The sequence below is a fragment of the Heliobacterium mobile genome (assembly GCF_009720735.1).
Taxonomy (GTDB): Bacteria; Bacillota; Desulfitobacteriia; order Heliobacteriales; family Heliobacteriaceae; genus Heliobacterium; species Heliobacterium mobile.
Genome location: NZ_WNKU01000001.1, coordinates 17628 through 42757, shown reverse-complemented (window position 1 = coordinate 42757; position 25130 = coordinate 17628). Strand labels below are relative to the sequence as shown.

At 47.1% G+C, this 25130-nt stretch carries 18 protein-coding genes and 2 riboswitches; of the genes, 9 read left to right on the top strand and 9 right to left on the bottom strand.

All coding sequences use genetic code 11. The features are described from left to right. Positions 1–19: 19 nt before the first annotated feature. The 4 genes from GJ688_RS00200 to GJ688_RS00175 all read right to left on the bottom strand — a co-directional run bounded on the left by GJ688_RS00200 (position 20) and on the right by GJ688_RS00175 (position 6604). Complete coding sequence (locus GJ688_RS00200; RefSeq protein ID WP_155474526.1) at positions 20–649, bottom strand: site-2 protease family protein; 630 nt, start codon at positions 647–649, stop codon at positions 20–22. Between the two features lie 11 nt (positions 650–660). After that, positions 661–3309: a CBS domain-containing protein gene (locus GJ688_RS00195; protein ID WP_170291507.1), complete on the bottom strand. Its 2649-nt coding sequence runs from the start codon at positions 3307–3309 to the stop codon at positions 661–663. A 518-nt stretch (positions 3310–3827) separates the two neighbouring features. After that, positions 3828–4019, bottom strand: a riboswitch (Lysine riboswitch). A gap of 90 nt (positions 4020–4109) precedes the next feature. Next, a complete protein-coding gene (gene lysA, locus GJ688_RS00185; RefSeq protein ID WP_155474523.1) occupies positions 4110–5363 on the bottom strand; it encodes a diaminopimelate decarboxylase in 1254 nt (417 codons plus the stop codon). Between the two features lie 119 nt (positions 5364–5482). Next, a riboswitch (Lysine riboswitch) is annotated at positions 5483–5670 on the bottom strand. A 91-nt stretch (positions 5671–5761) separates the two neighbouring features. Continuing rightward, entirely contained in the window at positions 5762–6604 is an 843-nt protein-coding gene (locus GJ688_RS00175) for an MBL fold metallo-hydrolase (protein WP_155474521.1), read from the bottom strand. A 259-nt stretch (positions 6605–6863) separates the two neighbouring features. Here GJ688_RS00175 and GJ688_RS00170 point away from each other — a divergent pair, with 259 nt between their 5' ends. The 5 genes from GJ688_RS00170 to GJ688_RS00150 all read left to right on the top strand — a co-directional run bounded on the left by GJ688_RS00170 (position 6864) and on the right by GJ688_RS00150 (position 9711). Next, a complete protein-coding gene (locus GJ688_RS00170; RefSeq protein WP_155474520.1) occupies positions 6864–7163 on the top strand; it encodes a nucleotidyltransferase family protein in 300 nt (99 codons plus the stop codon). After that, positions 7150–7560 (top strand): nucleotidyltransferase substrate binding protein, encoded by a 411-nt coding sequence (locus tag GJ688_RS00165; protein ID WP_155474519.1) that lies wholly within the window; start codon positions 7150–7152, stop codon positions 7558–7560. The genes GJ688_RS00170 and GJ688_RS00165 overlap by 14 nt, the downstream gene beginning before the upstream one ends. Further along, entirely contained in the window at positions 7557–7787 is a 231-nt protein-coding gene (locus tag GJ688_RS00160; RefSeq protein ID WP_155474518.1) for a DUF3006 domain-containing protein, read from the top strand. Before GJ688_RS00165 ends, GJ688_RS00160 begins: the two co-directional genes overlap by 4 nt. Continuing rightward, positions 7780–8658: a ComEC/Rec2 family competence protein gene (locus GJ688_RS00155; protein WP_155474517.1), complete on the top strand. Its 879-nt coding sequence runs from the start codon at positions 7780–7782 to the stop codon at positions 8656–8658. The genes GJ688_RS00160 and GJ688_RS00155 overlap by 8 nt, the downstream gene beginning before the upstream one ends. A gap of 258 nt (positions 8659–8916) precedes the next feature. Continuing rightward, on the top strand, positions 8917–9711 hold the full coding sequence (locus GJ688_RS00150) for a M99 family carboxypeptidase catalytic domain-containing protein (RefSeq protein ID WP_155474516.1): 795 nt from the start codon (positions 8917–8919) through the stop codon (positions 9709–9711). Between the two features lie 185 nt (positions 9712–9896). On the opposite strand, the gene GJ688_RS20395 is transcribed toward GJ688_RS00150, so the two are convergent. Next, positions 9897–11186 carry a LysM peptidoglycan-binding domain-containing protein gene (locus tag GJ688_RS20395; protein ID WP_235910631.1) on the bottom strand — a complete coding sequence of 430 codons (1290 nt, stop codon included), beginning with the start codon at positions 11184–11186 and terminating at the stop codon, positions 9897–9899. A 249-nt stretch (positions 11187–11435) separates the two neighbouring features. Continuing rightward, positions 11436–12176: a Crp/Fnr family transcriptional regulator gene (locus GJ688_RS00130; protein ID WP_235910628.1), complete on the bottom strand. Its 741-nt coding sequence runs from the start codon at positions 12174–12176 to the stop codon at positions 11436–11438. Between the two features lie 189 nt (positions 12177–12365). Between GJ688_RS00130 and GJ688_RS00125 the strand changes: the two genes are divergently transcribed. From GJ688_RS00125 to GJ688_RS00110, 4 genes are all read left to right on the top strand, one after another. Further along, a complete protein-coding gene (locus tag GJ688_RS00125) occupies positions 12366–13136 on the top strand; it encodes an ATP-binding protein (RefSeq protein WP_155474515.1) in 771 nt (256 codons plus the stop codon). A gap of 334 nt (positions 13137–13470) precedes the next feature. Beyond that, on the top strand, positions 13471–15432 hold the full coding sequence (locus GJ688_RS00120) for a methyl-accepting chemotaxis protein (RefSeq protein WP_155474514.1): 1962 nt from the start codon (positions 13471–13473) through the stop codon (positions 15430–15432). Positions 15433–15798: 366 nt separating this feature from the next. Next, the gene (locus GJ688_RS00115) at positions 15799–17850 is read left to right on the top strand and encodes a methyl-accepting chemotaxis protein (protein WP_155474513.1); all 2052 of its coding nucleotides are present in this window, start codon (positions 15799–15801) and stop codon (positions 17848–17850) included. A 377-nt stretch (positions 17851–18227) separates the two neighbouring features. After that, a complete protein-coding gene (locus GJ688_RS00110) occupies positions 18228–20189 on the top strand; it encodes a methyl-accepting chemotaxis protein (RefSeq protein WP_170291506.1) in 1962 nt (653 codons plus the stop codon). A 111-nt stretch (positions 20190–20300) separates the two neighbouring features. Here the strand turns inward: GJ688_RS00110 and GJ688_RS21235 are convergent, their stop codons facing one another. The 3 genes from GJ688_RS21235 to GJ688_RS00095 all read right to left on the bottom strand — a co-directional run bounded on the left by GJ688_RS21235 (position 20301) and on the right by GJ688_RS00095 (position 25128). Next, positions 20301–22061 (bottom strand): NAD(P)H-dependent oxidoreductase, encoded by a 1761-nt coding sequence (locus GJ688_RS21235; RefSeq protein WP_170291505.1) that lies wholly within the window; start codon positions 22059–22061, stop codon positions 20301–20303. A gap of 48 nt (positions 22062–22109) precedes the next feature. Continuing rightward, complete coding sequence (locus GJ688_RS00100) at positions 22110–22658, bottom strand: PadR family transcriptional regulator (RefSeq protein ID WP_155474511.1); 549 nt, start codon at positions 22656–22658, stop codon at positions 22110–22112. An 805-nt stretch (positions 22659–23463) separates the two neighbouring features. Beyond that, positions 23464–25128 (bottom strand): PAS domain-containing sensor histidine kinase, encoded by a 1665-nt coding sequence (locus GJ688_RS00095; RefSeq protein ID WP_155474510.1) that lies wholly within the window; start codon positions 25126–25128, stop codon positions 23464–23466. Between the last annotated feature and the right edge of the window lie 2 nt (positions 25129–25130).

Genomic DNA, 25130 nt, shown 5'->3' with positions numbered 1-25130 from the left:
TTCTCCTCAGCTTTGAACGTTAAAAAATCAGCTTTCCGATGGCGCTTCCCACCGGCAGGATAATCGCATAAAGCGTGTCATATATCGGCATAAGCAAAAACCGGGACAGCGATGGGAAAAAGACGATCAGTAACAGGATGAGCGAACCATACTGCTCTAAGGAATAAAGCCACCCGGAGTAGCGATAGGGAAGCAATCCGTAGAGAATCTTCGAACCGTCGAGCGGCGGAATGGGCAGGATGTTGAACGCCGCTAACCCTACATTGATCATCAGCAGACTCTGCAGGATCGGCCGCAATTCCGGTTGGTTCCAGAAACCGATGAGCAAGATGACCGACAGGATAGCCAGTAAAACATTCATCAGCGGTCCGGCGAGGGATACGAGCATCATGCCCCGCTTGCGGTCCCCCTTAAAATTGGCAGGGTTTACATGGACCGGTTTGGCCCAGCCAAAAGGGCCGAAGACAAGCATAATCGTCCCCAAAATGTCCAGGTGGGCCAAGGGGTTGATCGTCAACCGGCCCTCCCAGCGGGGCGTCGGATCGCCCAGCCAAACAGCTACACGGGCGTGAGCGTACTCGTGAAGGGCCAGGGCGATGAGAATCGCCGGCGCCCTGGCTATCAAGTCGGTGAGACTGAAGTCGAACATCGCTACCTCCTTTATTCTCGCCAAACCGGCTCTTCCTGGGCGATCAGCTTCTGGACAAAAGCTTTCTCCGCCTCCCTATCGGGTAACCGGCCATCTAAAGAGGCTTCGCGAAGGCGCGTTAAAATTTGCGCGTACTTCGGCCCCGGCGGTATCCCCATCGCTTTCAAGTCATTGCCGTTTAAGATGGGCTTTGACTGCTCAATCGTCTGCCAAGCTTCGGCTAGACGCAGCGTTTCCTCCACCGAGTAACCGGCCCGAAGCGCAAGCAGCGACTCCCAGGACCAGCCTTGCAGGATTGATTCCAAGTTGCTTAAGGAAGAACTGCCGCGTAACCAGGCCTGCAGTTCTTGGGATGTAGACGACCCCGATTGTTGAATGCGCAGGAGCAATTCCCGCATGGATGCTTTCAGCGGATAATGGTCCACTACAAATCGGACGCCATCGGCGGACAAACGCCGGTTAAGGGCGAAGAAAAAGACGATCCACCGTTCTTTCGGACTAGGCAGACCCTGGGCTGCTAATGACTTCAGCAAAGTGGGGATCGCTGACACTTCCACTTCTAGCCAAGCCGTCCACTCAAGCCCCGGTAGTAGATATTCCCAGATTCCCAACTCGGTCATCCGTCGTAGTGCCGGAGCCGGATTTTCTTCACTCAGGATTAAAATGAGTTCATCAAACATACGTTCATAGGAGACTTCGCGGATCATGTGCCGGGCGATCGCTTCCCGGGCAAAACCCAAGGTCTGCGGTTCAATCGAGAACCGGTACCGCTGTTCAAAGCGAATCGCCCGCAGAATACGTGTCGGGTCTTCGACAAAGCTGAGGTTGTATAAGACTCGGATCAGACCTTGCTCCAAATCCTTGCGACCCATGAAAAAGTCGACCAGCTCGCCGAAGCGGTCGCGGTTTAAGCATAGGGCCAGCGCGTTGACGGTGAAGTCCCGCCGGTAAAGATCCTGCCGTAGGTCTGACGCTTCCACCTGAGGCAAAGCTGCCGGGTACTGATAAAATTCCCGACGGGCTGTAGCCACATCGATTTTATGATCGCCGAAACGGATGTTGGCCGTGCCGAACTTCTCGTGAACCCGGAGCCGGCCTTTTAAAAACCGGGCTAAGGTTGTGGCGAAGCGGATGCCATCGCCTTCGACGACCAGATCGATATCGAGGTTGCTGACTCCGAGGAGCAGGTCCCGAACGAACCCACCGACGACGTAAATCTGAATACCTTCATCGTCTGCCAGACGGCCGATGTCTTCAAAAAGATTGAGGAGCACTGCTGGCAGGCGTTGACGCATCAAACCGGTCAGTTGGCGCTGTTGCGGTGCTGTCAAAGCCTCGCCAGAGCGTTGAAAATTCGTCCAATAGCGAAGCGGAGCCTCCCCGTGCAAGGTACGGAGCACGTCAGTACGGGAGACGATGCCGACGAGCTTCCCCTCTTCCATCACCGGCAAACGGCCGATATTGTGTTCGATGAGCAGACGTTGAATCTCCCGCATCGGCGTATCGGGCGACACCGTGATCACATTGCGAGACATGAATCCCTTAACGGGCGCATGGCGCAGTCCGTGGATGAATGCCTTATCCAAGTCTCGCCGGCTGACGACGCCGACCAGTTGAGCTCCATCCACGACAGGCAGCCCCGTATGACCGTAGCGCAGCATGACTTTGCCCGCATCTTCGATGACCGTGTTCGAAGTCACCGTCTTCACAGGGGAACTCATGATTTCCCGTGCCCCGGGCTGGGGACGGATTGAACTATACAAGGTATCGACGATTTTCCCCATAATGGACTCAGCGTTGCCGCCTTTGACTGTCGCTGCCGCAGCGGCGCCGTGACCGCCGCCGCCAAAAGGATGGAGGAGCCGGTTGACCTGGACCGCGTCGACTCGGCTGCGGGCGACGATGTGGACCCGGTCATGCATGTGCACGATAGCGATCATCACATCGGGGCTTTCAATGTCCCCCAGCTTATGGACGAGATGGGACAAGCCTTCCACATAATCATCGATGACAGCGGAAGTCACCAAAATCTTCAGTCCATGGATCATGTGGACTGTCGAACGATCCGTGATCAACCAGAGCAAGTTTTTTTGGTCTGTTGAGAGCGGTCGATCGATAAACTCATTGATCACGGCCAAGTTGGCTCCATTTTGCAGTAAAAAGGCCACCGCCGCCGCATCCCGATCGGTAGTGGTCGAAAACATGAGGCTTCCCGTATCTTCATAAATGCCAAGCGCGAGCAGAGTCGCTTCAAAGGAGGTCAGTTTACTGTGCCGGCGCCGAAGGATCTCGACGAGGATGGTAGTTACGGCACCCACATCTTCCCGGACCATCAATGTGCTCGGCGTATCGTCAGCCCCCAGTGGGTGGTGATCGTAAATGTGCACATCGACAGTGGGATTCTGGGCCAGTTGCCCCAGAGGACCGACGCGGGAGGCCATCTTGGTATCGACCAAAATCAGTCGTTTGACCACAGCCGGAGGAATATCCTTCGCCGGCTTGAATCCCAAAGTATCTTTATGCAGGGCCATGAATTCCTGTACATTGGCGCTCAGTTTGCTGGGCAGGACGGGGACTGCCCGTGGATACAGCTTGGATGCGGCATAGGCAGCAGCCAAACCGTCAAAATCAGTATTATTATGGGTCAAAATAATCTCCACGTGAGCCCGCCTCTCACAAATTATCATAGGGAATATTATACCACAGCCGCTTTGCCTTTTACCATCTTCCATCCAGGAAGAGGACTTCTTTTCACCTTTTTCGCGGAGAGGAGACTTTTTTCATAAAAAAATGCGGTGATTTACTCACCGCATTTTTACCAATTATAATGCTTTTTTATCATACTTTTTGTGGTTACTCTTGTCCTTCAGCATTTTCCAATTGCTCAGCCGTATCTTGGGAGGCTTGCCGGCTGTTGATCTCTTCCATCATCATTTCATAGTATTTTTCCGACATGTGCTCACCACCCTTCCGATCCTGTTTCACGTTTCCTCAGTATGGCTTATATTGCCATGCTTCTATTCACTGCTTCTTACCAACGGGCAGGTTTGCATCGGGTTCAACTCTGTCAGTCCGTCATTTTCAAATCAAAATTTCTTCATGACATGCAGAAAAGCCGCCGAGAATTCTCGGCGGCTGTACAGACAGGCCTGAGAATACCCCTCCCCTTTTCCCATAACCGTAAGATAGCGCTCCACCAGCAAGCCGGGAATAACCCGCCGGTGACAGTCCTGCAATTCTTCACTGCAGACCCAGCCCAAGTGTGGCCGTACTTGGACTTCGGCGGCCATCCCTTTTCCTCCAGTGCTCTGTCCATGCCGTTGGACCTTCCTGAAGGTACTCTTGATGAGACCGCGCCTCTACCTCACTCCGCAAGGAGATGAGGTATCATCTATGCAATTGACCAGGTTCAAAGTAATTCTAGCATTCTAGACAGCAGGATGTCAATGATTCTTGACGATTATAATCTGGAAAAGTCCAGTGTGGCGAAGTAGTCTTCCACTGTTTCAGCCCGGCGGATCATTTCTACACTGCCGTCTGGTTTGAGCAGCAATTCAGCAGAACGAAGTTTGCCGTTGTAGTTGAAGCCCATGGCGTGACCATGAGCACCGGCGTCATGGATAACCAGAATATCTCCGTCTTCAATGCAAGGCAGTTTGCGGTCGACAGCAAACTTGTCGTTGTTTTCGCAGAGGGAGCCGACTACATCGTAGACTTCATCATGAGGTTCATTTTCCTTGCCCACGACGGTGATGTGATGGTAGGCGCCATAGAGGGCCGGACGCATCAAGTTGGCCATGCAAGCATCGACGCCGATGTAGCGCTTATAAATATTCTTCTTATGGATTGCTTGGGTCACCAGGTACCCGTATGGGCCAGTGATCATGCGGCCGCACTCCATGGCGATGCGAACCGGTTCAAGACCGTTGGCCAGGATCTTTTCTTCATAGACCTTGCGGACGCCTTCGCCTACATAATCCAAATCGACCGGCTTTTGTTCGGGACGATAGGGAATGCCGATACCGCCGCCAAAGTTGACAAACTCGATACGGATGTCCAGTTTTTTATAGATGTCGACGACTAAGTCGAGCATCATATTGGCCGTTTCGATGAAGGAATCGGGGTTCAGTTCATTAGAGATGACCATCGTATGCAGGCCAAAACGCTTGACCCCTTTTTCCTTCAGGATCTGATAGCCTTCGAAGAGTTGGTCCCGGGTGAGGCCATACTTGGCTTCTTCGGGCATACCGATGATCACATTGCCGCCTTTGAGGAGCGGACCGGGGTTATAACGGAAAGAGACGAACTCAGGCAGACCGACATGCTTTTCCAGATACTCAATATGGGTGATGTCGTCTAAGTTGATGACAGCGCCCATGTCAAAAGCCTTCTGGTACTCAAAAGCAGGTGTGTTGTTGGAAGAGAACATGATCTCTTCCCCGGAGAGGCCCACTTTCTCAGCGAGCATCAGTTCGGCGATGGAACTGCAGTCAGCACCGACGCCCTCTTCCTTGAGAATTTTCATCAGATAGGGGTTAGGAGCCGCTTTGACAGCAAAGTATTCTTTAAAACCGGGCGCCCAAGCAAAGGCGGCCAGCAGGTTGCGTACGTTTTTTCGAATCGCTTTCTCATCATAAATGTGAAAAGGCGTCGGGTATTGGGCAATCATGTCTTCCAGTTGCTCTTTGGTGAAAGGAAGTGTTTTCGCAGGCAATGGAATTCCTCCTATTCTCGTTGTCCGATCCAGCGATGCAAAATAAAAACCGCCGAGCCATTCTCGACGGTTGTATACACAAGTACACCGGCGGAATACCTCACTCTTTTCCCCTAGGTACGTAAGATAGTGCTCCACCGAGGGCGGGAAAGGTCCTCAGTGACAGTCCTGCAATTCTTCATTGCAGACCCAGCCCAAACCTGGCAAAGCTTGGACTTCGGCGGCGATCCCTTTCCCACCGGTGCTCTGTTCATGCCTTTGAACCTTCCCGACGGTACTGATAATCAACCGCGCCTCTACCTCACCCCAAAAGAGATGAGGTATCCTATAGATTTTTAAGATGCAGATAGTTTAACATGCGATAAAAATGCTGTCAATCAGCCTGTTTAGCATTTCTTTCACAGTGTAATCTCCATGCCTTCCCAGGCCGCCGTACAGTTAGGGAGGATATCCTGAGCCATTGCTTCGATTTGTTTTAATTCGTCGTCACTGCGATGAATAGCATGGTGAAATAGGATCAGGCGCTTTGCACCCGCCGCCTGCACAAGTTTGAGCCCTTCCTGCCAAGTCGAATGACCCCAGCCGATCTTCGGCGTTCCAATCCGTCCGGCATACTCATCATCGGTATAATTGGAGTCGTAAATGACCAGATCGGCACCAGCCACCAATCGGGTCAATTCTGGATCGACCTGGTGAAAATGCTCCGTGTCTGTGACATAACAGGCAGAGCGTCCGCCATGCTCGATGCGAAAAGCGAGACATTCATCGGGATGGTTCGTCCGTGCCGTCTTTATCGTGATCTCGTCGCCCAAGTCGAGCACATCTCCTGGGTCGATCTCCTGAAAATCGATCTGGGCACCCATTTCATGCAAGGGAACCGGAAAATGGGGCGGCATCATCTGCCGCTTCATCAGATCGTGGAAGGTTCGGTTGAGCTTGCTCTGCCCATATAAGATAAAGCGATTGGCCGGAATAAAGGCCGGCGCAAAAAAAGGAAATCCCTGAATATGATCCCAGTGAGTATGACTAATTAAGATATCACCCCGTAGAGGGCTGCCGTTCGCGACAAGTTTCTGGCCCAGATTATAGAGCCCCGAACCGGCATCGATAATTAACAGGCGTGATCCAATCTGAATCTGAATACAGGGAGTGTTGCCGCCAAAGTGCAACGTTTGGGAACCGGGTACAGGAAGTGAACCGCGTACCCCCCAAAAGGTTACTGTATAAGTTGCCTTATTCAATGCGAAATCCCTCCCGACAGGCTTCTCTATCTTATTGGCTTTTTCAAGGCCAATTCCTGCCCGCCGGTACTATCATTCTATTTTTTTTGTAATTCTCTAGTGATTGTCGTAAAAAAAGCCTATCCTAAACATGTCACAGGTGTTATGCGGTCATGGGATGATCACGTATTAAAGTTGAATAAAGCAGAATATAATTAAAGATAGGCCTTTCCCCAATGAGGTTTTAAGCTGTTTTAAAACGAAAGTTGAGGTAGTATTAATGAATATTCATCTGGAGAAAAAGCTTATTGAAAACATACGGTCTATTGGGCAAAAATATGCGATAGATAAAATCGTTTTGTTCGGTTCTCGGGCAAGAGGAGAGTCCCATCGAACGAGTGATATCGATCTAGCCGTTTACCCACTCCCTGAATTTAACCTTACGGGGCATTTGTCTAGTGATTTGGACGACCTTGATACGCTCTTAAAAATTGATGTGGTGTTTATCGGTGTACAGACAAATCGGGATTTGATAGAAATCATCGAGAAAGAAGGAGTGCTTCTTTATGATCGGACATAAATCAAAATTTGAAAACTATCAACGAGCCCTTTCGAGACTGACAGAGGGTATAGCCAAATATGATGAAAGCAATGATTTAGCCAGGGACGGAATCATTCAGCGTTTTGAATTCACTTTTGAACTAGCTTGGAAAACCTTAAAATCCCTTTTTGAGGATGAAGGACTCACCGGACTGAACTCGCCGAAAACTGTGCTAAGGGAGGCTTTTTCCGCAGGCATCGTTGAAGACGACGAGTTGTGGCTGTCCATGTTACGTGACCGAAACACTACAGCCCATATTTACGACGAACACTTATCGATTGAAATATGTAATAATATCAGAGATAAGTATGTGAGCGCCTTTACCGAACTGGTCCTACGAATATCACTTCGAATTGGAGGTGAAGAAAAGCTATGACGACAGCACCATTTCCCCCGAGCCATGTAACGATCGATCGCTTTGAGGAGAATTGGGCTGTGATTGAGACAGAAGACGGCTCCACCTTCTCCCTACCCCGCTCCCTATTGCCTGCGGAAGCTCGTGAGGGTGATTTTTTGCTCCTACATATCGAAGTAGATAACGAAGCTACGGCCCGTCGAAGAGAAGCGATGGCTCGTACAATGGAGGATTTTTTCAATGCCTAGTCGCCGTTCACTTCCCTCTATTCTCGTCTTAATGCTGGCTCTTCTTACCTTCCTTTCCTTTGCCCTTGCTGGCTGCTCTGGCAGCAAACCGACAGCGAAACCAACGAACGTAACGGACTTGACCGTCCATTTTATCGACGTCGGCCAAGCCGACAGCATCCTCATCCAGACCCCTGCAGGGCAGGCGGTTCTCGTCGATGGCGGCAACCGTGACGATGGACCTTCGGTGGTGAAGTATCTAAGGTCACAAGGAATAAGTCGTCTGGATGCCATCATCGCTACCCACCCCCACGAAGATCATATCGGCGGCCTCCCAGATGTGCTGAAACAAATACCCGTCAATACAGTCTATTTGCCTAAGGCTGCTCATACATCCAAAACGTATGAGGACCTACTGAACGCGATCAAAGCAAGCGGCGCCCAGCGCGTACAGGCTAAAGGCGGAGTCAATCTAAACCTAAACGGTATGGAAGCCAAAATGCTGGCCCCCAACAGCGACAGTTATGAAGACTTAAATGACTACTCGGCGGTGCTAAAGCTGACCTATGGGAGCACATCCTTTTTGTTGATGGGCGATGCCGAAGCATTGTCGGAATCAGAAATCCTGAAAAAAGGCTATGATGTGCGAGCCGATGTGCTGAAGCTCGGTCACCACGGCAGTTCCAGTTCCACCTCAGACGCCTTTTTAAAAGCCGTCTCTCCCAAATACGCCATCATCTCCTGCGGCAAAGATAACAGCTACGGTCACCCCCATCGAGAGACGATGGCAAAATTGACTAAAGCGAAGATCGGCGTCTACCGGACCGATCAACAAGGCACGGTTGTCGCAAGAAGCGATGGTAAGACGATCAATATGACAACAAGCAGATAAACAGCATTTCACACCGGATTGCCTATTCTATAGTTTCAAATTAAAAGAGCCAATTCGATAATTTAATATCATTCAAAACCCCTCAGTTTTTCCCTATTGGAAAGACTGAGGGGTTTTTCATTTACAATTTTTACTCTTAATTCAAGTATTTTAATATAGATTTATCCGTTTATATGTATTAGTATAGTCAGCATCGCCTTCGACATGCACTCTTTTTCACTATTGCAATGAATTTTTACTCGGAAAGGTGGATTGGGTATGCGTATTAAAACTACAACATGGATTCTTACAGGTGTTTTATCATTCGGTCTCCTCACCGCTCCCCTGTCCATGATTCCGAATTCTGTGAATATTGTTGGGGAAGCGGCCGCAGCAACGAATTCGCCGGTGACCACCAAGGTACTCGGCAAAGGAACATCTTGGGAAACGACTATGTATATCATTAAAGGGGACAAGCCTGGCCCGACAGTGTGGGTCTCTGGCGGCGTCCACGGGAATGAACCTGCCGGCTATAAAGCAGCCGGACAGGTGAAAAACTGGAAAATCGACAAAGGTACTCTCATTGTTCTTCCCGAAGCCAATAAGGTAGGTATTAAAAAATTCCGCCGTGACTCTGGTTTCGGTGACTTAAACCGGGCCTTCCCGCAGTCGAAAAAAGAAGGTGCCGATAATGCATTGGCAAAGGCAATTTGGAGTGAGTACTTGAAGTACAAGCCGGACTACCTGCTAGACCTGCATGAGGGATTTGATTACCATGTGCAAAACAAAGATTCTGTCGGTCAGTCGATCATTTACTATCCTACTGGCAACATGGATGATTACGCTTCCAAGCTCGTCTCCAAACTAAACAAGACTACAGCCTATTCGAAACGTTTCTCGAAACTTAAATATCCTGTTGGCGGTAGTTTAGCCCGCGCCGCTGGTATTTTTGGTTCAAAATCGGCAATTTTTGAAACTGGTGACGATGATCCGATCAATACCCGCGTGAAAAATCATCTGACTGCTGTTGAAATGTTTCTGAACCACGCTGGTGTGAAGGTTACGGCGAAGTAAGTTCATTCTTTGCATAAGTTTCATCATTCGATTCTTCAAGGGCTGTAGCGTTATACCCGTTAGAGAAGGAGTTGCCAACCAATGCAACTCCTTTTCTTCATGTTTACGGTTAGCCACAATAGTAATATTGCCCATTTATATCCACCGATGGTGCCGCATTAGGGCATGGTGGTCTATTATGTAAACTATTTTCCAACTGCCTTGAGGATCATGGCCGCATGTTGAGCTTGGTAAGCGTCCGTGGTGGTACCATGGGGGCAGCTGTTTTTCAGATACAAATCGAAGTGCCCATCTACTCCATTCGTCGGGGTCGTATCATAGCTGTGGGGCATCCCCGAGAGCGATGCGGCGATGTTCATACCGTCTTTCCAGACCACGACGGCCCGTGGGTTCCACGTCCAGGTGGCAAAAAGTTCTTTCATCGTTTGGGTGTCCGTTGTAGTCAGAGGTTCCACGTCAGAGTGATTGTATCCGCCTAACATCTTCACTTGAACGGTTTTGCCGGTATCAACATCGGTTAGTTGAAATTGATCATTCCGGTTTAATACATACTGTCCGTCGAAAAACCAATCGGCTATGACCCCATACTTTGAGGGAGCTACATGCATTCCAGGGAATACATCATAGTTGCGGGGAGCAAAACCGTTGATGGCGATTTTTTGACCAGCATCGAACCACTCATCGGTCTTCATATAATTGTATCGGTAAAGGTCACTGAGCGGCACGCCGAACTTCTGCGATAAGGACCAGCCAGAATCTCCAGCTTGGACCACATAGGTGATGCTCGGCCATTGGGTAACGGCTGTCGGCCGGACAGCTCCTGATGTAGGTATAGGTTCCGAGGAAGGTGTCGTCGTAGGCGTGGGCGAAGGTTCAGAAGTTGGGGGCGTCGTTGTGGTTGGTTCAGTTGTCGGAGCCGGTTGGGTCGTTTGGGTCGGTGTAGTAGTACCGGTTGTTGTCGTAGATGTCGGCGTTGTTGTCGTGGTAGACGTCGGTGTCGACGTGGTAGATGTTGGCGTGGTGGTCGTGGTCGTCGGTGTTGTCGTGGTAGATGTTGGCGTGGTGGTCGTGGTCGTCGGCGTTGTCACACCGGATACCTTTGGCAAGGCACCGTCGGTGATCTTCAATTGTTGTCCCACATACAACATATCGCTCGTCAACTTATTGAGTTGCCTAATTTGGTCCACCGTTACGCCAAAGTTTTTCGAAATCAGCCAAAGGGTATCGCCCGCTTTGACAGTGTAGACTTTTGCTTCCACCATATAGAGTTTTTGACCGACGTAAATCACATCGCTGGTAAGTCCGTTCAGGGTCTTAATTCGATCAACAGAAACACCTTGTTTTACAGAAATGATCCATAGTGTATCGCCGGACTGGACGACATAGGACACGTCGGTTGCATAGGCCGCAGTAGTACTGAAAAGAGCGGTAGAAACGGTGAGGGCGCCGATGAGAGTTTTGACGTAAGGCTTCATAGGTTGCTCCTTTCGGCTGCTACTAAAATAGAAATTACTGGTACCACTTGTGCATTTGATAACTTGCCACATCCTCATTATAGGGGATAATGTCTCTCCGGTTGTATAGATTCTTAAAGGAAACAAAGTGACAATTAGCAATCAATATAATGGAAAAGACTCTTGGACTGTCCGTAAAGAACGCCCAAAAGTCATCACTGGTCACTTTTATTACAACGAGTTGTCTTCATAGTTTTAGATGCTTTGTTTTCATTCGCCCATATCCCGCAGCGCTTCAGCATTGATGATTCGGACCGTCTCCAGATGAAAGTCAATCAAACCCTCCTCGCGCATGCGAGCCATTTCCCTGGACATGGATGGCCGGGAGACATTCAGAAAGTCAGCAAGTTCATTCCGCTTCATAGGAAGGCGGAATGTCGTTGTACCCGCTTTTCGATGCTGTTCCAAGAAAAAGGTGCTCAGTTTCCCCCGCATGCTCTTAATCGTCAAGTACTCCACCTTTTTATTCAGCATCATGGCCTTTTCAGAAATGATCCTGAGCATGTTTTCGATGATCGTCCGGTGCCAAGTACAACTCTGTTCACATTGACCGGTCAGCTTTCGCCGAGATATGAACAGAGCCTGGCTCTCTTCCTGGGCGATGACAGTGGCTGGCCAGGCCGAGTTCTTAGAAAAGACGACGATTTCTCCAAAAAGATCTCCTGGACGGAGCAGCGCCATCATAGATCGGTGGCCTGCGGCCGTTTCCTTGATCACCAAGGCCTCCCCCTTGAGCAAGACACCAATACTCTCAAAAGGTTCCCCCGCCAAGGCGATAGTATCGTTCTTTTTATAGCGGCAGCTCTTCGGCTCAAGGCAATTCAGCATTTCATTGATAACCACCGGTTCAATTCCTTGAAAGAGCGAGCATTGGGATAAAAGACGAGACTTTTCCGTAAGCTTCTTTAGCCCATCCTGTTTGATTTGCTTCATTTGTTCAATCTGTTCCATTTTGTTCTTTTGCTCCCTTAGCTTTCGCTGCTTACCTCTTATCTTCTTTACCGACGGGCTCTTCTTTTGCTTCTACAGGTAATCATTATCTGAATCAAGACGTTTCGGTAGCCATGGCTACCGATTTTTTCATTCAATTTTATTATAGTGTAGATGTAAAGGCAAACAATCCGAAGGAGGATAACCTATATGAAACGAAAAATCGTCACGATTAATGAGGAAAAATGCAACGGTTGCGGGCTCTGCATTACCGCCTGCCACGAAGGTGCCCTTCAACTGATTAACGGAAAAGCGAAGCTGGTTTCTGATGCATACTGCGACGGTCTCGGCGACTGTCTTCCCGAGTGCCCTACCAACGCTATCACTTTAGAGGAGCGGGATGCCAATCCTTTCGATGAGGTTGCTGTGAAACAGCGCATGGAAGAAGCGAAAAAAGCCAACGCGGAAGCTCCCATCCCCTGCGGCTGCCCTGGCACGCATGCTCGAGTTTTTGAAAGATTGCCAATGAAAGAAACCAAGATCCCGCAAGGAACCGCGGTGATATCTAACGTCAGCGCTAGCGCAAATGCGGGAGATGGCTTCAACGCTGAATCGCAACTGCGCCAATGGCCCTGTCAGTTAAAACTGGTCTCCCCGCGAGCTCCCTTTTTCGACAATTGCCATCTACTGATTGCCGCCGATTGCACCGCATTCGCCTATGTTGGGATTCATCAAGATTTCATGCAAAACAAAATTACCCTGATCGGCTGCCCGAAACTGGATGCCGTCGAATATGCCGAAAAGCTGACAGAAATCTTAAACGCCCACGACATCCAAAGCTTGACTGTGCTGCGGATGGAAGTGCCCTGTTGCGGCGGAATCGTGAACTCCGTGAAAAAGGCCCTCACTGTTAGCGGTAAAGTCCTCCCCTGGCAAGTCGTCACGATCGGCACAGATGGACGCATCGTCAATAGAATCTAATTCAAACCAATCAAAGTAACCCTGGGAAAAAGCAACTAAACAGCAAGTAAAAAAAGACACAGTAAAAGCAAAGCTAGCTTATGACTTTTACTGTGTCTTGCATTTTTATCACGTTTTTCACCGAGAATTACTTCATGATTTCCCTAAGTATTTAAGTACATCCCTTTTCATCCTTGACGAGGAGAGTTGGAATCCGTAAAATGGATACAAAGCTACAAAAATGGCATCTAAACTATTCCATCTCAAAGCCGAGAACAAGTGTTTTTCACTTGTTCTTTTGTTTATCCGCCGAAAAAACGAACTACTCTGAAACTTCAAACGAAGGAGGATACCGATGACCCTTAAGTCCAAGCTTACCATCAGTCTAGCCTTGTTCTCCCTGTTGCCGCTTTTGCTTCTCGGTTATATCTTTTACAACTCAGCCAGCACATCCTTGGAAGTGCAAATTCGACAAAACCAATCCCTTTGGGCAAATAGCCTGCTGCGGGATCTAAACAAATCTATCGAGGAGCGCCGGAATCTGCTCAACCAGTTGTCGAGTCTACCGAAGATTAAAAGCATGGACCCAGAGCAGCAAAAATCTCTCCTGGAATCCTTCGCTAACGTCTTTCCGGACATGGATTCTCTTGTCATCATAGATCCTTCAGGAATGCAGATCGTTCGTTCCAACAACGACGGGAAGGTCAATGTTTTTGAACGAGATTATGTACAAGGGATAATCAAAGAAAAAAAATCCTTTGTTGTCGGGCTCCCCGTCATCAGTAAAGTTACACAGAAGCCTATCTTGGCTATATCCGTACCGATCACCGATGGGGATAAGCTGGTTGGTGTCCTTGCCGGATATATTCGTATCGACGATGTCATCCTTTCCTTTATTGAACGGATGAAAGAATTAGATCCCTCTGCTGACAATAAAATCATCGTCGTCGACAGCCAGCAGAAATTACTCTACCATCCGGATAAGAAAAACGTCGGGGCTTCCAGCACCTATGCGTTGCCTCCTGCCAATGCCGCTGGTGAGGTAAACTATACAGAAGCGGGCACACAATATGTGGCCACCCTCCTGTCTTCTGAAAATACACACTTAACCGTATTAATGCGTGACGATGAGCGAATCCTATTCGCCCCCATCCGACATTTGCTGTACATTCTCCTCGGCCTGTCGCTGGGAATCGCGGTTCTTTCCCTCATAACTTCAACCTTTTTCGCTCGGCGAGTCGCCTCTCCCCTGGAGTCTATGGGTGCACAAGCCCGGAGGTTGGCCTCAGGAGACTTGACGGCCGATCTCAACGTAGCCGATTACCATGAACCTGAAATGCGCCAACTGGCTGATGCCTTTCAAGAAATGTCTCTAGGACTTCGACAATTGATCGGAGAAATCCGGAAGTCTTCGCAGTCGTTACATACAGAATCGATGAATCTAAACGGCTCCTGCCAACAGACCGCTAAAGCGGCCGATCACTTAGCCCGTTGCAACGAAGACGTGGCGAACACCCTGCTTTTTCAAACTCGCCAATTATCGGAAACAGTGGAGCAAGTGGAACTGCTGTCGAAACTGTCACAAGACATCGTCGCGGATGGAAGAGCTGCATCGAGAGAGGGCCTTCATTTGAGCCAATTGTCAGAGGCCATCTCCAACTCCATTCAAGAAGCACAGGCCCTGTCTGAGTCGACGGCGAAAACCATGCTTCATGGCTCGAAAACAACGAACGAACTTCACGAAAAGAGCCGCGGGATTGAAGAAATCCTGAATGTGATCACGGAAATCACGGGCCAAACGAACTTGTTGGCCTTTAATGCTGCCATTGAAGCAGCTCGAGCGGGCGAATATGGACTCGGCTTCGGCGTGGTCGCCGAAGAAATTCGAAAACTGGCCGAAGAATCTCGCCAAGCAGCCTTAAGAATTCAAAAGATCATCGCCGATATCGGCACCGATATCAACGCCACTGTTCACGCCATTGACGAAGGCTATCGATTGGCCGACGCCGAGTATCATAAATCACAAGAAAATACAGAAAGACTTCGTCAAATGGTGATTTTGCTGAAAGGTCAGATGGAACGCTTTGACAGCGTCATCCAACGGGCTGATAGTCAGATGGGTATGGCAGTCAACGCTTCGGCTTCCTTGCAGCAACTATTTAAAGAGTCTACCGAAGCCGCTTCTTCCACCCAAGCCGTTACCTCTATCGCTCAAGAGGTGGCCGCCTCCTCAGAAGAAGTGGCTGCATCGGCAGACAAACTGACACAGATATCTCATTCATCTCAATCAGTGGTAGAGCGATTTCGACTCGAATAAACAGCCCGATAACAACGGGTAATAAAGAGAAACAGGCTATAGATATTCAAAAAAAGAATATCTATAGCCTGTTCTTTTCCATTCCGATTCCAAGCGCTTGAGAAGGTGAGACGACGAATAAATTTTCGATCTATGTCGGATTACAGTTCAGTTTAACTGATAGCTTCATTTTTGGACTTTTTTAACAAATACTATCTATAGGATTTAATTGGTTTTGTAGGTTCTTGTGTAAATTTATGTATTGTGATGACAAGGAGCAAGAGCTATAATTATTTTATCGGTTACAAATTCCCTATGCAAAGCTTTAGTTATTTATACATAACTTCTGGCTTGATAATATGAATAACTTGAGAGAAGGTAATATGTATGAAAAACTACTCAATTAAAAAGAAAATCCTGTTAGCTACCATTATCTCGATCTTTATCAGTACATCTGCTGTCGGAGCATTAATCCTTAAATCCTATAACGATGAAGCATCAACTTATAGTCGAGAACAAATTACGATTTCTAGAAAGAATTTCGAACATCTTGTGAGCAGCGACGTGTCCATGATGTCAGCGACGATGAATGCCTTAATGGATAATCCACAGATTGCCCAGATTTTTATACAACGTGACCGAGATATGCTTTATAAGACTATATCACCGCTCTTTAATCAACTTAAAGAACGATATCGAATCACCCATTGGTATTTTCATAATGCGGAACCGGATAAAACTGCCTTTTTACGGGTTCATCAGCCAGATAATTTTGGCGACGTGATCAACCGAGTTACATATCGTAAAGCGATCGAGCAACAGGGCTTCAGTTCCGGATTAGAACTAGGTAAAACTGCTTTTGCCTTGAGAGTGGTTGCTCCTTACCGATATCAGGGACAGTTAATTGGCTACATGGAATTGGGAGAAGAAGTAGACCATTTTCTTGGTATTTTGAAGAACCAAACTGGATACGACTATGGCATGATTATTAAAAAAGAATATTTGGATGAAAAAGAATGGGCTAAAAATAGAAAAAACCATGGGTTGGATAACAATTGGAATAATTCATCATCGTCAGTTTTAGTTGATAAGACGAGGGACAGTGAAGATATATTTGCTTATGCGGAGGCTATCGATAATCTGCCTGATGACGGACTGGTCCTCGATCAAATTAGCCGTGAAGGGTCGGTCTTCGCAAAAGCAATTTTCCCCATTTTCGATGCGGGAAATCAAAAAGTTGGCGGTGTAGTGGTCTTACGAGATATCACTTCCGCATACCAAGCTATGCAAAAGAAATTGGCTCTTCAAATCACAATCGTTCTTCTGATTAATATCGCCGTTACTCTTGTCTTAACGAGGTTAACATATCAACCGATTGTTCGTTTATCTCGATTAGCGAAAGAAATAGCAGCCGGGAATTTAGATGTTCTCCAAAATGAAACCCAGAATAAGGACGACGAAATTGGAGATTTACAATCCGCAATCAACACGAATATTAACGACATTAAGGCCATCATAAGACAAATTCGCAAACAGTCTGATGACGTCGTAATAATATCTCAACATTTAGCAAAAGCATTTACGGAAATCAGCGATGCATCAGAAGAAGTCTCCCATAGCATTCAAGAGTTAGCTGATGGTGCCTCAAAACAAGCTCAAGATGTTTTTGAGGCGAGAAACCTTGCATCAGAAATGATCGAAATAAGTCAAGTCGTAGATTCTGAACGTGAAAGACTAGTAAATATCGTACGGGAAACTAGCTCTTTAACCGATAACGGCAATATTTTGATTCAAAATGCCGTAAACAGAATGAATCAAATCGCAGAAACCAATCAACATAACGTGGAACAAATTAAAGCGCTTGAAAATAGCTCTCGAGAAATTAGTACTATCGTAGATATGATTACAACTATTGCAGGCCAAACAAACATGCTTGCCTTGAACGCTGCGATTGAGGCTGCCCGAGCTGGAGAAATGGGCCGTGGATTCGGTGTTGTAGCGAGCGAGGTAAGTAAACTAGCAGATGAATCCAATCAAGCGGCCCAACAAATCGCCGACCGCATTAAGACGGTTCAATCCGCCGTGAAACATATTGCGAATAATATTAATGAAGGTACACGACAAATTGTCGATGGAGTAGAGATAGCAAATGCTGCTGGTAACGGGTATACAAAGATATCTCAATCGATCACTGCCTTTTTGGGCGAAATTGGTAAGTTGAATGCGTCCACCGAGAAACTAATAGTAAAAGCACAATCTGTAATGCAGGTTATTGATCAAGTCGCATCCGTTACGGAAGAGTCATCACAAGTTGTATTAAATATATCCGCTTCTACAGAAGAACAAGCAGCCACTATGCACGATATCAGTTCTACCTCACAACGAATGGCTCAACTGTCCACTGATTTAACAGATATAATTAAAAAGTTTACCATCTAGAGATAGACGGTCAAAATAATCGAATCAAAGAGACACAACAAAACCGTACCGAATAGGTAGGTTCTGTTGTGTCTCTTTGCTCAATTGTAATAATACCTGCAAGTCCTGTTGTACGGCAGAGCATCCCACGAACGCATGATTAGGATTGACCCCTTTTTCTTATTGACGCAACATCGGATCCATCGTAAAATTAGATAACTAAGAATTATATAGAACTATCTCGAAGGCGAGAACAGGTATCCTCTTTGATACTTGTTCTTTTTTTTATGAGAAAGCCATTTTCATGATAGCCTGTGGCCCAATGGGCCATGAACGTTTTATTTGCCATGAAAGCTAACGACTGTTTCCGTGGATCTCAAAAAAAGGAGGTATTCCAGATGTCCCTCAAGTCTAAGCTCATTCTCATCTTAGTCCTGTTCTCGCTAGTGCCACTTCTCCTCCTCGGTTATATCTCCTATCAAAATGTCAGTACGTCCTTAGAACATGAGATTCGTCGCAACCAAGCCCAATGGGCAAACAGCATGCATCAAGATTTAAACAAATCCATCGAAGAGCGACGGAGTTTGCTCAAACAGCTTTCCAGTCTACCTAAAATCAAGAGTATGAATGCAGAAGAACAAAAGTCGCTTCTTGAATCTTTCGGCAATGTCTTTCCCGATATGGATTCCATTGCCGTCATCGACCTAACGGGAATGCAGATCGCCCGTTCGAATAATGGAACTAAGGTGAACGTAGCCGATCGAGATTATGTACAGGGCATATTAAAGGAAGGAAAGACTTTTGTCGTCGGTCTTCCGTCGATCAGCAAAGTTACCGGTAGACCTATCTTGACCGTCGCGGTACCCATCACTGACGGAGGATTGGTCGTGGGCGTTCTGGCCGGCTACCTTCGTGTCGATGATGTGATCCGTTCTTTTATTACAAGGATGCAAGAATTGGATTCTGCTGCCGATAAAAAGATCATCATCGTCGACAATCAGCAAAAACTGCTCTACCATCCAGATAAGAAAAACGCCGCCTCTTCCGACAGCTATCCCTTGCCCCTCTCCGATACAACAGGTATCGCTGATTACGAAGAAAACGGCACCCACTATGTAGCCACTCTCATGCAGTCTGACTTCACCCATTTGACCATCTTGATCCGTGAAGATGCCAAAGAGCTTTTTGCACCCATCCAACATTTACTATACGTACTGCTCGGTTTACTCGCTGGGATGGTCCTACTTTCCCTCGTCACATCGTTCTTTTTAGCTCGTCGCATCGCTTCACCCCTTGAGTACATAGGAGCGCAAGCCCGGAGACTCGCTTCCGGCGACCTGACTATTCAACTCACGAACACAGAGTTTAATGAGCCGGAAATTCGCCAGCTCGCCGAGGCCTTCAATGAAATGTCCCAAGGATTGCGCCAATTGATCGGGGAGATCCTGCAGTCTTCACGGATATTGAACTCCGAGTCGATGAATTTAACAGGCACTTGCCAGCAGACCGCTAAAGCCGCCGATCACCTGGCTCGCTGCAATGAAGCCGTAGCCAGCACCTTGCTTACGCAAACTCGCCAATTATCAGCAACGGTGGAGCAAGTGGAACTGCTGTCAAAACTGTCCCAAGACATCGTCGCCGATGGAAAAGCCGCTTCAAAGGAAGGTCTTCACTTGACCCAATTATCGGAGACCATCTCCAACTCCATTCAAGAAGCACAGGCCCTGTCCGAATCGACGGCGGAAAAGATGCTTCAAGGTTCGAAAACCACGAAGGAACTTCACGAAAAAAGCCGGGGGATTAAAGAAATCCTGAACGTGATCACAGAGATCACAGACCAAACGAACCTATTGGCCTTCAACGCCGCCATAGAAGCTGCTCGGGCGGGTGAATACGGTCTCGGCTTTGGCGTCGTCGCCGAAGAAATTCGAAAACTGGCTGAGGAATCTCGTCAAGCAGCTTTCCGCATTCAAAAGATCATCGCCGATGTCGAAGCGGATATCGATGCTACCGTTCATGCCATTGATGAAGGATACCATTTAGCTGACGCCGAGTACCACAAATCTCAAGAAAATGCGAAGCGACTGCGTCAAATGGTCTTATTGCTAAAAGGCCAGATGGATCGCTTTGACAGCGTCATTCAGCGAGCCGATAGTCAGGTTGACATGGCAGTTACTGCTTCAGCTTCACTGCAACAACTATATAAAGAGTCCACCGAAGCCGCTTCGTCCACTCAATCGGTGACCGCCACCGCTCAAGAAGTGGCCGCGTCCTCAGAGGAAGTCGCCTCCTCGGCGAGCAAACTGACGCAGATATCTCATTCATCTCAAGCGGTGGTAGAGCGATTTAAACTTGACTAAAGCCAAAAAGCTAAGGACGTTTCTTAAAAAGAAGCTCCTTAGCTTTTCTTTTCTATATATCTGATTACTTCATGGGTGCAACGATGCTTTCAACCCAAAGAACAAACTACTCTATGGGGTTTTGACAGAGCCTACAGTCGGATACCACTTCTGGAACCAAATCGTAAAGAAAATGGCAGGAATATTAATCAGAAGCCGAACTGACGTCCAAAGACCTGCATGTTCCAGGGCGAAATGTCCAGCTAATATGGCCGTCGCTTGAATCATAAACACTCCCGCCCATACGGCTGTGATGATGGCATTGGTCTTAATAAAGACCGGGTGACTCCATAACGCCGAAGGCCAGTACCACTTTGAATACTCTCCTGTAAGCGGCATTGAGGTTGCCAATGTAGCTGCCCACACCCCCCCAAGGAAAAATAACCCGAAAACCTCAACATAGGTAGTCGAGAAGCTACCAGTTATAAGAAATACCCAAGATAGTGCAAAGAAAACTGGTGATACGGTCTCCATCCAGCTTGGTTTGCTGTAGGCTTTTCGATACCCCCACAGGAGTACTCCGAGGAGCAAAGGAATACCCATCTGAACGAGATTGCTCAATGCAGGAAAATTAATGGTAGACCAATGGACGATCCAAGGAACGAAGGCCAGTGACAGCCATGCCATCCCCGGTAACCGAATAGGCCCTCGCTCGATAGTCTCTCCCGCCGTAGTGGTTTGGTCATTGGTAAACGGAGGCTTATTCGGCTTCGAACCCTCCTTTTTTGAGAACAGCCTGTTCATACGAAGCAGAATCTCCATATCCCCTTCAATCCGGTAAAGCCCCTTGATGAACGCGGTTTGTCCACTTAATTCGTTTCGGGCGATCTTTATCCAGACATCGGAGGGGGTATGGATAGTAAGGGTAGGCGATGGAACGAGCCCTCGGTGAGCTGTACATTGACCGTCTTTAATTCGCAATACATACTCCCCAGATTCGCCGCCGGAAACGATAAACTGAATATCCGCCCTCAGGCTCTTCGCAGCCTCCGGGTTAAAGAGCGCTGCTTGTCCGGTGATAACATCGAGAAACGTTTCCGGTATTTTATTTTGATTTTCCGGCAAGGGTAAGGCGGGCGAAAGAGCCTCCATAGAAGTAGGGGTGGTCATATGTTCAGATACTTGTTGCCCTACGATGACACTGTCCCAGTAGAGGTTGGCCATGCGGGCATAATCCTCCGGTTCTGCTAGGCTTTGGTCCAATACCGCCTGGGTCTCCCGTGAAACACGGCTGTCTTTCCCAAATTCCACCCCCGCACGGTGAACGGCCTTCGTATACCACTGGTTACTCTCTTGCAAGTCCGGTACTTTTAACAGTTCACCACAAGAGCACAAAATGGTAGCGGCGAGTTCATAATGATAGAACAAACGAAATGTTTCGACTAACCCGGAGAAGTGATGTCGTTCTGGAAATCCACAATTGGAGATAAGCACGATCTTTTTGGGTGGATCATCTTCATGGAGCGTTGGATGGGTATAATGATCCCCCTGTTTGACGATATAGGGCTTATTCAGGGGAAGGACCATCCGGTCCATAAAATCTTTCATCAGTCCGCTAACCGTGAAAACATATAACGGGGTCGCAAAAACAAGGACATGGGCAGCGCGAACCTTCTCTAGCAGTTCAGGCATACTATCATTGTGAATACAAAAACCTGGTGTTTTTGTCCAACAACTAAAACATCCAGAACAACGATGGATCTTCTTCTCTACAAGATAGATAGTTTCTGTTTCCGCTCCCGTTTCTCTTATCCCTTCTAAGAATGGTTGTAAAAGGCACTCCGTGTTGCCATACTTACCCCTTGGACTTCCGTTGATCGCTAATACCTTCACGTTTATTCCCCTCCTTTTCCTAGTTGATTTCCTTAAACCACCATTCTTTCAGTCAGTAGCGTATTTTTTAATTTTTTCAATAGACTCTTCCAGCCACTCTATCCATGCTTTTTCTAGGTTGATTCCCGCCTCTAGAGTTAAGGCCCAGAAAAAGCTGTCCCGCTCGAGATTTGCTGCTTCTTGCTGCATCTTTTCCAGAACTGGCCCTTGATACATCGCCAATAAGTCCCGATGAAGTTTCAAATATTGATTCATCTGAGACAAGATATCTTCTTTTTCCATCGTTCCGCCAAAAAATACTTTGATGAGAAAGGCCTCTCGTACCGATGGTAGATTCGTCGGTTCACGTAACCAGCGCTGTAATTCTTGGCGTCCTGCATCGGTAATATGGTAAATCTTGCGATTGGGTTTCTCCTCTTGGTACTCCACCTCCATCGTCAACAAACCCTCTTTTTCCATTTGACTTAGCGTCGGATAAATTTGACTCAGACTCGCGTTCCAGAAGTGTTGGACAGACTCATCAACATACTGTTTTAACTGGTAGCCAGTCATGCTGTTGTAACTCAAAAAACCGAGCAAAGCATGTTTGAGCGACATCTGTTGCACCTGCCATTTCAAATTTCAATCATCAGATCATTCCGTTACTTCTCATACACTGCCGATCACATAAGCAATCATTGGCCCATGACCACATCAGACGCTAAGTTAGCGGCTATATATAAGTCCTTATATATATAAGACCATAAATACTAATTTATGTCAAGGATTCAATTCCATTTTTGGATTTCAGAAAAATAATCTGCCGATATTCCCGAACCGCGATTAATATCAAAGGAAAATAAAAAAGCGAATCCGCAGTGAATGGTTCACCGCGTTTCGCTTTTTACGGGCCTTATCCTCTCTCAGTTAAACAAAAGGCCCTTAACATATAGAGGAAACCGTCATGTGTAATATCGTTAAATTGCGTCGGCTTTTTGGATAGATGCAAAAACTTTTTAGCTAAGGGCTCCGAAGAGATCTTGTCATTCAACGATTGAATACATCGCTCTATCCAATCCAAATACTTTTTACTCTTAAAAAAGTTATCCGATAGCTTTAGCTTGAGCATCTCGTACTTAAACTCTTCTCCCTCTCTAAGTAACTCAGCCAGAGACATCGCTATCGTCCCCCTTTGAATCTACAGCAATCTTATAGGAATTATACCTCATCACTAATAGCTTTACACTATATCGATATAGATAATCTACGCAATAACCAATTAAGTGTTACCCGAATAGGTTCATCCACAGGTCATGAGATAACAAGAAAGCCGCCCTCCCTCGGCGGCTTTTCACCTTTATGCTATTGTTAACTTGCATTCTAACATTAATGCCGTTACTCATTCATGCGTTCGGTACTTGCCTTACTCAGCAATCGATGTGGCCCATTCAATCAACGGAATGGTAAACCAAAACTTCGATCCTTTGCCGCTCTGACTATGTACTCCAATCGTTCCGCCCATCAGCTCGACTAAACGCTTTGAGATGGATAACCCTAAACCGGTACCACCGTATCTTCGCGAAAAGGAACTGTCCACTTGGCTAAAGGGCTGGAAGATGCGTTCGATATCTTTAGCCTCAATACCGCTCCCTGTATCAATGACCTCAAAGAGGGCTTCCTTCTTACTATGGATTTCTTGAGTGGACACTCGTAAGGTTACTTCCCCACGTTGCGTAAATTTAACGGCATTGTCTAGTAAGTTCAATAATACCTGACGAAGGCGAACCGGATCGGACTGTATCGTCAGGGCACTCTCGAGATCAATCAAACTAATTAAGGATAGTCCCTTTGCTTGAGCCGTAACCTTTACCAGATCGATAACATCCGTAATCGTTTTTTGAAGATGTACCTCCACCTTCTCGATCATCATCGATCCCGAATCGATCTTAGAGTAATCCAACACGTCACTGATGACGTTTAAGAGAGCATGGGTAGAATCCTTGATCATCTTGGCGAATTCCTTTTGCTCTTCAGACATGGGCGTATCCAAAAGAAGTTCAGACATTCCTAAAATTCCGTTCATGGGCGTGCGGATTTCATGACTCATCGTCGACAAGAATTGGCTTTTGGCATGATTCGCCGCTTCAGCTTGTTCCTTAGCGACTTCTAACTCCTTAAGGCCTCGTTTTTTCTCAGTGATGTCCCGTTGAACGCCGAAATAGCCGAGCACTCTCCCGTCGTCAGCATAAAAAAGTTGATAATCTCCTTCGACATACATAGCTGTGCCATCGAACTTTTCTCGAGACATTTCTATACGAAGTTTCCCTGAATCCAACAGTTCTTTTAACATTTTCTTGCATTGTGCTGTGTCTTTGCCCCAAAAATCATTCATAGGTAGATGGATTAATTGTTCTCTTTGAGCTCTGTAGAGGCTGCACAAAGCGTCATTACACTTCGTAATTCGTAGGTGCTGCATGGCATAATTCAGCACTTCTTCTTTGTCGATCGTATCATCCCAGCGAATCGGTTCGTCGGTCATTATGTAAAAGAAGGCGTTTATCGACTGAGAGAAGAACATCTCCAACTTTTTTTCACTTTCCTGTAATGCCGTCAGTGTTTGTTTATGTTGCGTAATATCTCTAGAGATACCAATGATGCCAACCACTTGATCATATTGATCGAAAATGGGTTCTTTGATCGTCTCAACCAGCACTTTTTTCCCATCGGGATAAAGGATCCATTCCTCAATTTTTTGGGTTCTTTTTTCTCGCATTACTTTAGAATCCAACAGTCGGTAAAGTTCAGCATCTTCTTTGGAAAACAACTCATAGTCGGTCTTTCCGATGATTCTTTTACTATCCATACCAAAAAAGTCACAGAGGGCCTTGTTACAATTTAACATGACGCCATTGGAATCTTTCACAAAAATAATATCGGGGATTACATTTAAGAGATTATCGATGACGGTCTGATTTTTTACCATCAGACGGGTATTATTTTGATATTTATAGAAAAGCTCCGTATATTCTTGTTTTAATTCAGTCAACTTATCGATAAATTGATCTATTTCCTTCGGAAGACTATCCAAGA